The following is an 11,499-nucleotide window of genomic DNA, read 5'->3' as shown; positions in this document are numbered from 1 at the left end:
GTGGGAGACTGCGCGACCCTCGCCGATGTCACCGCCGGGCTGCGCAGGGTCCGCGACCTGGCGGCGGGCTGAGCCCGCGCACCGGGGTGGCGGCGCGCACTGCGGTGCCCCGTCCTCTCCCGTGCACACGTCACCGCCGCCGGCTTGGCGGGCCCGGCAGCGCGCGGTAGCTCACTCGGGCCGGGCCCGCGGGGCGTTCCAGAGGTGGTGCATGGCGTACGAGCGCCAGGGCCGCCAGCCCTCTGAGTCCTCCAGATGCGCTCCGGCGCCGCGGGCCCCGGCCAGGACGGCGACATCCGACTCCAGCAGCACATCGGGGTCGCTCAGCGCCCGCATCCGGACGTAACCGGCCGTCCATGGACCGATGCCGCGCAGCCCCAGCAGCTCCTTCTCGGCCCGGTCGCGGTCGGCACCCGCGTCCAGCCGCACCGTGCCGTCCGCGAGCGCGGTGGCGAGCGTGCGCAGCGTGGCGCGTCGGCTCTCCGGCATGCCGAGCTCGGTGAGCGGTGCCTCGGCCAGGTCCGCCACGCGCGGGAAGAGATGCGTGAGCCCGCCGTCGGGCCGCGCCAGGGGCTTCCCGTACGCCGCGACCAGCGCATCGCCCAGCACACGCCCGGCCGCCACCGAGACCTGCTGGCCGAGCACGGCGCGCACGGCGAGTTCATGGGGGTCGGCGGTGCCCGGGGAACGCAGCCCCGGCCGCGCGCCCACCAGGGGCGCGAGCGCGGCATCGGCGCCGAGGCGCTCGGCGACCGCGTACGGATCGGCGTCCAGGTCGAACAGGCGCCGAATCCGCTGGATGGCGGTGGTCAGATCGCGCAGCTCGGTCAGGCGCAGCCGGCACTCCAGCCAGCCGTCACCGGGCCGTTCGTCGATCTCGACGATGGCGCAGGCATGCGGCAGCCGCAGGGTGCGGCGGTAGGTGCGGGCGCCCGGGCTGCCCACCATCTCCTCCAGGCCGGTGAGGGCGCGCCGGGCGAGATAGTCGAAGACCTGCGTGGTGTCGTACGGGCCGCGATAGGCGAGCCGCAGCGGCACCCCGGCCGTCCCGCCGTTCGTCCCCAGCACCCCGCCGGTGGCCACCGCGGGCCCGGACAGGGAGGACGTGGCGGGCCGGGCGGCACGCAGTTCGGTGGGGGTGGCGGCGTATATCTCGCGCAGCGTGTCATTGAACTGCCGGACGCTGGAGAACCCGGCCGCGAAGGCGATCTCCGAGGCCCGCAGGGCGGTGGTCTGGAGCAGGATCCGCGCGGTGTGCGCGCGCTGCGCACGGGCGAGCGCGACCGGCCCGGCGCCGAGCTCGGCGGTCAACTGCCGCTGCACCTGCCGGGCGCTGTAGCCGAGCCGCGCCGCGAGCCCGGCCACCCCCTCCCGGTCCACCACCCCGTCCCCGATCATCCGCATGGCACGGCCGACGGCGTCCGCCCGCGCGTTCCAGTCGGCGGAGCCGGGCACGGCGTCCGGACGGCAGCGGCGGCAGGCCCGGAACCCCGCGCCCTGCGCGGCGGCCGAGGTCGGGAAGAACCGGACGTTCTTGCGCCGGGGTGTGGTCGCGGGGCAGCTCGGCCGGCAGTAGATCCCGGTGGTGGCGACACCGAAGAAGAACTCGCCGTCGAACCGTGCGTCGCGGCTGCACACCGCCTCGTAGCTGCTGTCGTCGCTCATCACACCTCCACTGTGCGCCCTGGCAGGGGAAGCGTGCTGGCGGAAATCGGACATGGCGCTCCCGGCCGCGTGGGCGTGGGGGAGGGGCGACACGAGGAGGGACGCGGCCGGGAGCGAGCGATGGGGCCCGGTGGCATGCCGGGCCGGACAACGTGACCTTCGGGCATGGTCTCGGATCGACGAGCGCCCGCGCACCGCGTCACGGCCCTACGCCACCGCCAACTGCCCCTGGGGCCCGACGGGCGGGCGCTGCTAAAGTCGGTGAGGTGACTGCCGGGTCGGCCATGGGCCACGCACGAGTGAGGCGCCCGGCCTCGGCGTGAGCCCGAGGCGGGCCAGAGGCCCGCCCCTTCCTCCGTGTCGTTCCTCCCGGCGCCCGTACATGGCGCCGGTCCCAGCGGATTCCACGATGCGGAGACACACAAAAATGCCCAACCCAACGCAGCCCCGGCACGACTCCGAGCCCCGGACCACCGTCGTCCAGCTCAATCACACCGCCGTCTACGCCCACGATCGGCAGTTGTCCGCCGAGTTCATCGCCGCGATTCTGGGAGTGGAGGTCGGCGCCCCGTTCGGCCCGTTTCTGCCCATCGATCTCGGCAACGGCGTGACGCTCGACTACTACGAGAAGCGCGACGAGCCGATACAGCCGCAGCACTACGCGTTCCTCGTGCCCGATGAGCAGTTCGACGCCATGATCGCCCGCCTGGAAGCGGTCGGCGTCACCTACTACGCCGACCCCGGCCACACCGACCCCGGACGGATCAACCATCTCTTCGGTGGCCGCGGCGCGTACTTCGACGATCCCGGTGGCCACAACATGGAGATCATCACCCGGCCCTATATCCGGCCCTAGCGCTGTGACCGGAAACGATCGCAGGGTTGGCGGTGGTCGAGCGTTTGGTGCGGGGAGGTGATGATGAGGGTATGACCGTCAGTTCGCGCGCCCAGTCGTTCGATGTAGCCGCGGCTCAGTACGCGGCGAGTCGGCCTTCGTATCCAGCCGTGCTCTTCGACTGCGTCGAGGAGTTCGCAGGCCGTCGTTTGGCTGGTGCCCGGGTCGCCGATGTCGGCGCGGGCACCGGAATCGCCAGCGTGCTGCTGCGGGAGCGAGGTGCTGATGTGATCGCTGTCGAGCCGGGTGAGGCGATGGCTGGTGAGTTCCACCAGGCGCTCCCGGGGGTGCCGGTCGTGAGGGGTGACGGTAACGCGCTGCCGCTGGCCGAGGCTTCCTGCGACCTCATCACGTATGCCCAGTCATGGCAGTGGACCGATCCCGGCCGGTCTGTCCCGGAGGCGTTGCGTGTGCTGCGAGCGGGCGGTGCGCTGGCGATCTGGTGGAACACCACGGCCTTCGACGTGCCGTGGATCCGCGAGCAGCACGGGCGTATCGCGCACCACTGCGGGGTGAGGCCACGGTCTGCGGTGCGCCCGTCGGACAGCGATGCCATCCGGCTGGCGGGGCTGACGGGGCTGCGAGTTGAGCGCCGCCAAGTGCGCTGGAGCCGCACCGTCTCTTTGGACACGCATCTCGCCAACATCGGCAGCCGATCGGCGTTCCTCGTCCTTGAAGAGGCTGACCGTGAGGCGTTCTTCGTCGACGAGCGGGAGCGGCTGGGCAGGATTTTTCCCCGCGAGGAGGTGGAAGAGACCTACGTGGTTGATCTCCTGGTCGCGCTCCGTCCCTGACGTTGTGCGGCCGGGGGACTCCCCGCCACCTCCTTCCACGTCTTGATGCGCTGGAAGCAGGTGGCGGGCGAGCAGGCACCGTAGTGCCTCACGGCGACACCCCTGGCCTGCGCATGATCCGGATACCCCTAGACTATCTCGCAATTCTCACGTTGATCGGAGCACGACATGCGTCGCCTTGCCCTTGCCCTCCTGGCATGTTCAGCCCTGACACTCGCCGGGTGCGCGCAGGACTTTGACCGGGGTCCTGATGGGACAGTCACCGACAAGGTCAAGGACGGGAAGAAGTTCTACTTGGTCGTTGATCCGGCCAAGGGCGGCGATGAGAAGAAGTTCCGGGTCAGCAAGTACGACTACCACGACTGCAACCGGGGCTCGAAGTACCCCAAGTGCGTTGATGACTAAGGGCTGTTGAGCCTGGGGGCATTCACCGTCGGCCCTGACACTCCGCTCGGGTGTCGGGGCCGACTGACATTGTCGGTGCCGGCCTGCTGGGGAGGGCAGGGTCGTTCAGGTGAGCATCTTGGCGAAGCGCCGCGTGAAGAGGTAGGCGTCGCCGGGCCAGCGGGCGGACAGGTATCGGCCGTCCTGGACGACGAAGGCGGGGGCGTCGTCGGTGGCCGTGCCGCGGCGCCGCAGCTCGATGGGTCCGCGTTCGAACTGGGCGGGGTCGTCCAGGGCGGCGACGACCTCGTCCTGGACGTAGGCCGGATAGGTGCGGTAGTAGCGGCCACGGCGCCAGGCCGTGAGGTAGTAGGCGGTCCGCTCCATGTACGCGGGCAGGCAGGTGGTGCGCCGGTCGGCGAGGAGGCTGCGGCCGGTTGCCGGGTCATTGGTGCGGGCCAGGGTGAGGACGCCGTGGCAGATGGCGCCGACCGGGCGGTCCAGCCGCCAGAATTCCGCGATCTTCTCGCGCAGGACATCGGAGCCGAGGTACTGGCGCATCCCCGGGGCGTGGCCGCCGGGCAGGATCAGCCCGTCGTACGCCTCGGGCTCGAGGTCCGCCCACGCGAGGGGGTGGCGGAAGGCGGTCGCCTCGGTGAGCTGCCGGTAGAACTCCTTGGGCTCGGGTTCCGCGCCGAGTTGCCCGAAGAGCACTCCGGTGATCAGCAGCGGATCGGCGGCCGGCGGGCCGTCGCCGTGTTCGGTGGCGATCACCACCTCATGGCCGACGTCGGTCAGCAGCTTCCAGGGCACGGCCACCTCGGTGACGTCGAAGTCCCGGTCGGGCAGCGGCAAGAGAATACGCACGGGGACTGCCTACCACAGGAGCCATGGGTGTCCGGAGCCGGATGGCATGGTGGCCACTGCGGCCGACGCCCCTGCCCCGGTGCGTTGCGCCGGGGCAGGGGCGTCGGCGGGGCCTCGGGCTACTTCCAGATGGAGTCGACCCATTCGGGGTGGTCGATGAACGGGTTCCGGTTGTGCTGGAAGCTGTCGTAGATGACCTGGTTGCGGTGCTCCTCGAAGGCGTCGGGCGGGTCCTCGGCGCTCCACTCCTTCAGCACGGACAGGCGGCCGATGTTGGGTGCGGAGCCGTTGTCGACGTTGTCGTTGGGCTCGAGGTCGGCGAAGCCGTCGTCTCCGTCGTAGCGGACGGCCATGTAGAGGATCATCCGGGCGACATCGCCCTTGACCTGGTCACGGGGCTCGAAGGAGTCGTCGTCGGTGCGGTTGCCGGGGGCGTCGGGCACGTCCTGGCCGCCGTTGTCGAAGTCCTTGTTGCCGCGGATGCTGTTCACCTTGACGTTGGCGGGGCGCAGGTGGTGCAGGTCGGTGCCGGGCCCGGTGGCCGTACCGAAGTCACCGTGCGACTTCGCCCAGACGTGCTCGCGGTTCCAGTCGTCGGGGTTGCCGCCGCTGGCGTCCTTGGACTGGGAGCGGCCGCTGTAGAGGAGGATGACGTTCGACGGGTTGTCCGGGTCCTCGTCCGTGGACTTCAACGCGTCCCATACCTCGTCGTAGGACACCTTGGTCTGGTCGCTGATGATCGTGTGCAGCGCGGCCTTCAGCTCCGGGCCGCTCTTGCCCATCGCGTCCTGGTAGTAGGTGTCGTCCAGCGCCTGCACGGCCGTGGGACGGTTGGTGTCGGTCGTGGCCGGTGTGTTGGCGGCGGCGACCGACGGGGCGGCGATACCGGCCACGGCCACTACGGCCAGCAGGGACAGGCGCCGTGATCGGCTCGGGCGATGAGTGGACATGATGTGGGGGGTGTCCTCTCCTAGACGAGTACCCGGACCGCCAACCGGCGCCGCGGGTACGGATGTTCAAGGCACAAGCTCTGGGAGATTCCCATGCGCGAAGCCCGAACACGTGTACATAGTGTGCCCGTTCGGCGCGGATCTGATGAACGCCCCGTGGTCCACGGGAGGACCGGGGCGGACGGCAGGCCGCCGACGAGGACCGGGTCTCCGCGGTGCCGGATGGGAAGTGCTGGCAGTATCGACGTATGGCTGAACAGATCATCGCCGCGTGTGACGGGGCATCGAAGGGAAACCCCGGGCCCGCGGCCTGGGCATGGGTTATCGCGGGCACCGACGGTGCGCTGGAGCGCTGGGAGGCCGGGCCGCTGGGCACCGCGACCAACAACGTGGCCGAACTCACCGCGCTGCAAAGGCTGTTGGAGTCCACCGACGCGGCCGTGCCGCTTCAGGTCCGCATGGACTCGCAGTACGCGATGAAGGCGGTCACCACATGGCTGCCCGGATGGCGGAAGAAGGGGTGGAAGACCTCCTCGGGATCGCCGGTGGCCAACCGCGAACTCGTGATGCGTATCGACGAGCTTCTGGGTGGCCGCAAGGTGGAATTCGTCTATGTTCCGGCGCACCAGGTCGACGGTGACCCGTTCAACGCGGCCGCCGACCAGGCGGCCAGCCACACCGCCCGCACCCAGCAGCCCGCGGGCACCTCGCTCGGCTCCGCCCTGCCACCGCCCGAGGCCCAGACGGCGACACGCTCAGCGGGCCGCGGTGGCACGGCGCGCCCGCGTACGACGACGGCGCAGCGGGGGACAGGCACCCGCTCCAAGGCGTCCATCAAGGCGAAGTTCCCCGGCCGGTGCCGCTGCGGCACGCCCTACGCCAAGGGCGAGACGATCATGAAGAACTCCGACGGCTGGGGCCATCCGGCCTGCGCAACCTGAGCCACGGGGCGTCCGCGGCGGTCTGTCCGGTCCAGCCCAGCCCAGCCCAGCCCAGTGCAGCTCAGGCCAGGCCAGGCCAGTCCACTTCAGCCCGATCCGGTCCGCTCCCCGGCCGGATCAGGGCGCGGTGAAGAGCGTGGGGAACCGTGGGGCGAGCCAGGGCTTACGGCCCCAGGCGAGGACGTGGCCCCTGGCGGCGGCGCCCCATGGGCCGAGGCGGCCCAGCGCCATCAGAAGGAAGGCGACGGGCTCGGTGAGGATGGTGCAGTCCGGGCGGCTCGGCGGATCCGGCGTGACGGTCACCGCGCCGTCGGCGAAGGTGGCGCCGAAGCGGGCGCCACCCCTGAGCCGGATGGTGAAGCGGGCGGTGAGCCCGGCGGTGGCCGTGGTGTCGACCACCCGTGGCATGGCCGTGATCAGAAACGGCAGGGTCAGCTCGACCCGGGCCCGGTTGAGCATATGCGGGCGGCCCAGCGCACGGGCGAGGTCGTAGCCGTGGCCGAGCATATGGGTCAGCAGATACGACCCCAGTACGTCCAGGCTCATCGGGCCCATCGGTGTGACCAGTTCCCCGGGCGACGCGGGCCGGGCCGCCGACCTGAGGAAGGCATCGGCCTGCTCCACGATCATGGCGGCCAGCGGCTCGGCCCGGCGCTCGGCGAACGCGGCGAGCGCGAGCTGGTTGGCCTCGGCCAGCCCGTGCGGCGTGCCGTCCCCGTAGCTGCGTGTCTTCCCGTCCGCGAGGTGCGCCATCAGCTCGTTGGCCTGCGCCAGATGCGCCGCCGCCTCCCCGACCGTCCACCGTGACCCGGGTACCGGAGCCCCGGTGTCGGGTGCGCCGCGCAGCGTTGTGGCGATGTCGGCCGCGGTGGCGCGTATCGCCTCGTCCAGCCCCGAGGGCCATGTGCCGCCGTCGCCCTGCCCGCTCACGGATTCCACGCGCCCTCCCCGCACCGAGCCGGGGCACTTCCCCGGGGTACGTACCCTGTCACGGCCCCACGGCCGCCACGATCACGGTGTCAGCACGATCCTGCCGAACACCTCACCGGCGTCCATCTTCTGGTGCGCCGGCACGGCGTCCTCCAGCGGCAGCACCTCATGCACCACCATCGGCAGCTCGCCGCGGCTCGCGGCAGCGAACTGCTCGGTCCGCACCGCACGCCGATCGGCTTCGGCCACGGTGTCGGCGCTGAAGGTGGCGAAGGACATCGACTTCCGGAACGCGGCCATCATCGTCATACCGAAGTCCGCCGGCGGCGGGCCCCCGACCATGCCGACGGCCACCATGCGACCGTTCGGGTTGAGCTTGGCGAAGAAGGACGGCATATCCGCACCGGCGACGATGTCGATGATGACGTCGTAGCCCTCGGGAGCGTCCTCGCCACCCTCCCCTTCGCCGGAGCGGTCCAGCACATGGGTCGCGCCGAGCTTGCGCAGGCGGTCGCCACGCTCGGCCGACGACGTCGTGACCGCCACCGCGGCGGCACCGCCGCGAGCCGCGAGCTGGACCGTCATGATCCCGATGCTGCCGGCCGCGCCGCGCACCAGCACCGACTCGCCAGGGGTGAAGTGGGCATGGGCAAGGCTGAAGTGGGCCACCGCTCCGGAGCTCCCGAGCGTCACCGCGTCGACAGGCGACAGGTTCGCTGGGGGGAAGGGTCGGGACCGGCCGCCCCGGCCCCCGGAGAAGCGCCGGGCTTCCATGCCTTCGGACTCGGACGCTAACGGACGCCCCCGTCCGGTTGGCTAAAGTGAGAGCGGTGACCGACCGTTTGCCTCACCCCCTGCGCTCCGACGCCCTGGACAACCGTGAACGCATCCTCGACGCGGCCCGTGCGCTGTTCGCCACCGAAGGTCTGAATGTGCCGATGCGGGAGATCGCCCGGCACGCCGGGGTCGGCCCGGCCACCCTGTACCGCCGTTTCCCGACCAAGCAGATGCTGGCCACCGAAGCCTTCGCGGACGAGATGCGCGCATGCCACGTCCTTGTCGAGGAGGGGCTTGCCGAGCCGGATCCATGGCGTGGGTTCTGCCTCGTGATCGAGAAGACCTGTGAGCTGCACGCCCGCAGCCGAGGCTTCACCGAAGCCTTCATGTCGACCTTCCCCGAGGCGATGGACTTCGCCGCGGAGCGTGCGTACGCGCTGCGGTCGATAGCCGAACTGGCCAACCGCGCCAAGGACGCCGGCCATCTGCGCCCCGACTTCGTCCTGGACGATCTGATCCTCATGCTGATGGCCAACAGGGGCATCCACACCATCTCGAAGACCGCCCGGGTCGCGGCCTCCCGGCGCTTCGCCGCGCTCGTCATCCAGGCATTCCGCGCCTCGCCGCAGCACTCACCGCTCCCGCCGGTGGCACGGTTGTCACCCGCGGCGCCAGGCAAGGTCATGTGAAGACACCGAGCCTGGCGGCACCGCACGCGGCCCGGGCCCTGCTGGGCCGCACCGTGATCGCCCCGGCCCAGCTCGATGCCGGCCTGATGACCGCGGTGATCGGCACGCGGTACTTCCGCCAACTGCTCGTATGCGGCCGCCGCTAGGGCGCGCGTCGAAGTGGCGTGGCAGGGGAGACCGAGGCGTGTCCGGTGTCTGGTCTGGTGGCGCGGGATGCCGACGGTAGCCTCTACCGCGGACGGCGGCACGCGGGTACGGCGTTTTCACACGCCGGTGCGGAGTGCCACCGGGTGGTCGTACGGGGGAAGACATCGGGAGGGTCGGGCATGGGCCTGTGGGGCAAGGCGCTGGATGCCGCGGGGATCAGCGACCCCCGGCTGCGGGAGGACTATACGCACCAGCGGAAACTGGTGGCGGGCTACCGGCGCAGCTCCTACCTCGCCGCACGCCTGCTGCTGCCCCCGCCGTTGCTGCCGCATCTGATCGCGGCGACCGCCTTCATGCATCACACCGACACACTCCTCGACAGCGGCCCCGCCGAGGAGCGTGCCGGGGCCTTCGCGGAGTGGGCGAAGCAAGTGCGTGACGGCCTGGCCGGTGGCGGAAGCGAGCATGCCGCCGTACGGCCGCTGCTGCACACCGTCTCCGCGCACCCAGGGCTGCGCGACCGGGTCGAGGCATTCCTCGACGCGGCCCCACTGGAGCTGGAGTTCACCGGATTCGCCACCGAAGCGGACTACCAGCGCTACGTCGACGCGTATGCCCTACCGGCGTTCATGCTGATCGCGGGCCTGATCGCCGGGGAGGACAGCCCGGTGGGCTACCGCGAGGCATGCCGCGCGTACATCGACGGCAGCCAGCGCCTGGACTTCGTCAACGACCTGTCCGAGGACCTCGCCGGCGGACGCCTGAATCTGGTGCGGGAGACCCTCGACGCGCACGGTGTCACCCGCGTCGACCTGGAGAACGCCCAGGACACCCCCGGGACCCGGAGCCTGCTGGCGCATCTGCTCGGCCAGGCCCACCAGTGCCTGGCCACCAGCCGGAGCCTGGTCGGCCTCGCGCCGCCCGAGGGCCGCCCGCTGTTCCGTGCCATGATCGAGATCGAGCAGCTCACGGCCATGGCAGCCGCCGCCAAGGGCCCCGGTGTCCTCCGCGCGCCCGCCCGTCCTCCGCTGCCGACCACCGCACGGGTGCTGCTCCGGGAGCGCCGCCGCGCCCGTCACCCGGGCTGAACGTGGCACGCTTCTCAGGAGGCGCGTGCCTCGCCGGGCTCGGCCGCACCGGTGTCCGCGTCCGGGGTGGCGGTCGAGTAGAAGACGGACTTCTGCTGCTTGGTGCGGTGTGCTTGGCCCTTGGCGACAAGTGATTCGAGGGTGCTGCGCACCACCGTGGGCTTGATGTCGCGTCCCGGAAGAGCCTGGGTGAGAGTGGTGGTGATCTCGGCTGCGGAGCGGGGCTCGCCATGCTGGGTGAGGTCATCGCGCACCAGCTCCCGGAGCGTGGGCGCACCCGCTTCGCGCACCGGCTTGCGGCTCGCGCGACTGTCGGCCGACTCCGCACCCTTCCGCTTTCCGCCGGCCGCGTCGGCCTTCTTCCTGGGCTTGCGGGTGGCAGGCGGCGCCGCGGATTCCCGTGTCGCGGACGAACCATCCCCAGCGCCGCTGACGCCACCACTCTCCGGTGCGCCACCAATGGCGTCGTCGCCAAGAGTCTCCCGCATGCTGAGCAGCAGTGTCCGGTTGTCTTCCAGCACCGCCAACTGCTTTTGCAGTGAGGCGATTTCGGAGCTGAGTCGCTCGTGCTCTGCGGAGTTGCGTTCCAGATCGGCGGCCACCTGAGCCGCGTACTGGGTTTTCAGGCTGGTGTTATCGGCAGAAGTGTCCACTACAAGCTCCCTCATCTGGGCGCACACCACGTTGGTGCTGGATGGTACATCCGCGTGATTGCCACGTGGAGGCCCGCGAAGTCGGCATGGCCGCCCAGAGCATGTATCTGCGCTTCGCCGACAAGGACCAGCTCGCCCGCGCCGAGCGCGGGGTCATCCGCCCGATGTTCGGTCATAACTCGTCCAGCTTCGGCGAGCCCGGCCAGGCCCATCCGGCCCGTCTGCTGTGGCGGCAGTGGGTCGATGCCATCGAGACATGTGAACGCGAAGGACTGCGCCGGCCGGACGGCTTCGGGCGCCACGACGCGCCGGAACTCACCACCTTCGTCGACCGCACCGTCGACACCCTGCTGCGCGACGCGCATCGGTGACAGGGCCTCAGGGCCTGCCGACGGATACGCCGCATACGGCAGACTGCGTAACGCCATCATGATCACTCGCCGTCCCGTACCGGCGCGGTGACCGCCGCGCCACCCGGCGAAGCACCAGAGAGACATCTCGCGTGCGTAACAAGTCAAGCCGCCGTGGCCAGAGCCACTGAAGGACCGGAGGTGAACGCGTGTTGCTCGTCGAAGAGCTGTCGGCTCTGCAGGCAGTGGTAGAGCTGTCCGATCATCCGGTTGAACAGGTGCCGCTGGGCCCCGGCGTGCCAGTCCCCACGCTCGCGTCGGTGCTTGTAGTGGGCGTTGGCTCCGGGCGAAACCCGCATGGCGGAGAGT

The 11,499-nt window shown here is 70.7% G+C and carries 11 protein-coding genes and 3 pseudogenes; 7 read left to right on the top strand and 7 right to left on the bottom strand.

Annotated elements, in window-relative coordinates; all coding sequences use genetic code 11:
- Nucleotides 1-171: 171 nt before the first annotated feature.
- Nucleotides 172-1,665: an AlkA N-terminal domain-containing protein gene (locus KN815_RS40265; protein ID WP_216346748.1), complete on the bottom strand. Its 1,494-nt coding sequence runs from the start codon at nt 1,663-1,665 to the stop codon at nt 172-174.
- Between the two features lie 427 nt (nt 1,666-2,092).
- Between KN815_RS40265 and KN815_RS40260 the strand changes: the two genes are divergently transcribed.
- Both KN815_RS40260 and KN815_RS40255 read left to right on the top strand, forming a co-directional pair.
- Nucleotides 2,093-2,521 (top strand): VOC family protein, encoded by a 429-nt coding sequence (locus KN815_RS40260; RefSeq protein WP_216346747.1) that lies wholly within the window; start codon nt 2,093-2,095, stop codon nt 2,519-2,521.
- A gap of 71 nt (nt 2,522-2,592) precedes the next feature.
- A complete protein-coding gene (locus KN815_RS40255; protein ID WP_216346749.1) occupies nt 2,593-3,354 on the top strand; it encodes a class I SAM-dependent methyltransferase in 762 nt (253 codons plus the stop codon).
- Nucleotides 3,355-3,864: 510 nt separating this feature from the next.
- On the opposite strand, the gene KN815_RS40245 is transcribed toward KN815_RS40255, so the two are convergent.
- Nucleotides 3,865-4,605 (bottom strand): type 1 glutamine amidotransferase domain-containing protein, encoded by a 741-nt coding sequence (locus KN815_RS40245; protein ID WP_216346746.1) that lies wholly within the window; start codon nt 4,603-4,605, stop codon nt 3,865-3,867.
- Between the two features lie 119 nt (nt 4,606-4,724).
- A complete protein-coding gene (locus tag KN815_RS40240) occupies nt 4,725-5,555 on the bottom strand; it encodes an endonuclease I family protein (RefSeq protein ID WP_216346745.1) in 831 nt (276 codons plus the stop codon).
- A gap of 248 nt (nt 5,556-5,803) precedes the next feature.
- On the opposite strand from KN815_RS40240, the gene KN815_RS40235 reads away from it, so the two are divergent.
- Nucleotides 5,804-6,496, top strand: coding sequence for a ribonuclease H family protein (locus tag KN815_RS40235; RefSeq protein ID WP_216346744.1), 693 nt, complete (start codon nt 5,804-5,806; stop codon nt 6,494-6,496).
- A 117-nt stretch (nt 6,497-6,613) separates the two neighbouring features.
- Here KN815_RS40235 and KN815_RS40230 read toward each other — a convergent pair whose 3' ends face one another.
- Entirely contained in the window at nt 6,614-7,435 is an 822-nt protein-coding gene (locus KN815_RS40230) for a maleylpyruvate isomerase family mycothiol-dependent enzyme (RefSeq protein ID WP_216346743.1), read from the bottom strand.
- 72 nt (nt 7,436-7,507) lie between these two features.
- A pseudogene (locus tag KN815_RS40225) lies at nt 7,508-8,146 on the bottom strand (zinc-binding dehydrogenase); the annotation flags it as partial.
- 110 nt (nt 8,147-8,256) lie between these two features.
- On the opposite strand from KN815_RS40225, the gene KN815_RS40220 reads away from it, so the two are divergent.
- From KN815_RS40220 to KN815_RS40210, 3 genes and pseudogenes are all read left to right on the top strand, one after another.
- On the top strand, nt 8,257-8,892 hold the full coding sequence (locus tag KN815_RS40220) for a TetR/AcrR family transcriptional regulator (protein ID WP_216346742.1): 636 nt from the start codon (nt 8,257-8,259) through the stop codon (nt 8,890-8,892).
- Nucleotides 8,865-9,038, top strand: a pseudogene (locus tag KN815_RS52450) (iron chelate uptake ABC transporter family permease subunit); the annotation flags it as partial. The gene KN815_RS40220 and the pseudogene KN815_RS52450, both read left to right, overlap by 28 nt.
- Nucleotides 9,039-9,218: 180 nt before the next feature.
- Nucleotides 9,219-10,127, top strand: a complete 909-nt coding sequence (locus KN815_RS40210) for a phytoene/squalene synthase family protein (RefSeq protein ID WP_216346741.1) — start codon at nt 9,219-9,221, stop codon at nt 10,125-10,127.
- A 14-nt stretch (nt 10,128-10,141) separates the two neighbouring features.
- On the opposite strand, the gene KN815_RS40205 is transcribed toward KN815_RS40210, so the two are convergent.
- A complete protein-coding gene (locus KN815_RS40205) occupies nt 10,142-10,795 on the bottom strand; it encodes a hypothetical protein (RefSeq protein ID WP_216346740.1) in 654 nt (217 codons plus the stop codon).
- A 50-nt stretch (nt 10,796-10,845) separates the two neighbouring features.
- Between KN815_RS40205 and KN815_RS40200 the strand changes: the two genes are divergently transcribed.
- Complete coding sequence (locus KN815_RS40200) at nt 10,846-11,151, top strand: hypothetical protein (protein WP_253209545.1); 306 nt, start codon at nt 10,846-10,848, stop codon at nt 11,149-11,151.
- 143 nt (nt 11,152-11,294) lie between these two features.
- Here the strand turns inward: KN815_RS40200 and KN815_RS40195 are convergent.
- Nucleotides 11,295-11,499: pseudogene (locus KN815_RS40195) on the bottom strand (IS110 family transposase); the annotation flags it as partial.

Source organism: Streptomyces niphimycinicus (assembly GCF_018883605.1).
Classification (GTDB): Bacteria; Actinomycetota; Actinomycetes; order Streptomycetales; family Streptomycetaceae; genus Streptomyces; species Streptomyces niphimycinicus.
The sequence above is the reverse complement of the archived record's forward strand: the minus strand, read 5'-3'. Positions and strand labels throughout refer to the sequence as shown.

What these genes read in the sequence shown, in the direction of transcription:
- KN815_RS40260 (WP_216346747.1), top strand. Translation starts at nt 2,093, where the DNA reads ATGCCCAACCCAACGCAGCCCCGGCACGACTCCGAGCCCCGGACCACC.
- KN815_RS40265 (WP_216346748.1), bottom strand. Translation starts at nt 1,665, where the DNA reads ATGAGCGACGACAGCAGCTACGAGGCGGTGTGCAGCCGCGACGCACGG.
- KN815_RS40210 (WP_216346741.1), top strand. Translation starts at nt 9,219, where the DNA reads ATGGGCCTGTGGGGCAAGGCGCTGGATGCCGCGGGGATCAGCGACCCC.
- KN815_RS40205 (WP_216346740.1), bottom strand. Translation starts at nt 10,795, where the DNA reads ATGAGGGAGCTTGTAGTGGACACTTCTGCCGATAACACCAGCCTGAAA.
- KN815_RS40235 (WP_216346744.1), top strand. Translation starts at nt 5,804, where the DNA reads ATGGCTGAACAGATCATCGCCGCGTGTGACGGGGCATCGAAGGGAAAC.
- KN815_RS40240 (WP_216346745.1), bottom strand. Translation starts at nt 5,555, where the DNA reads ATGTCCACTCATCGCCCGAGCCGATCACGGCGCCTGTCCCTGCTGGCC.
- KN815_RS40255 (WP_216346749.1), top strand. Translation starts at nt 2,593, where the DNA reads ATGACCGTCAGTTCGCGCGCCCAGTCGTTCGATGTAGCCGCGGCTCAG.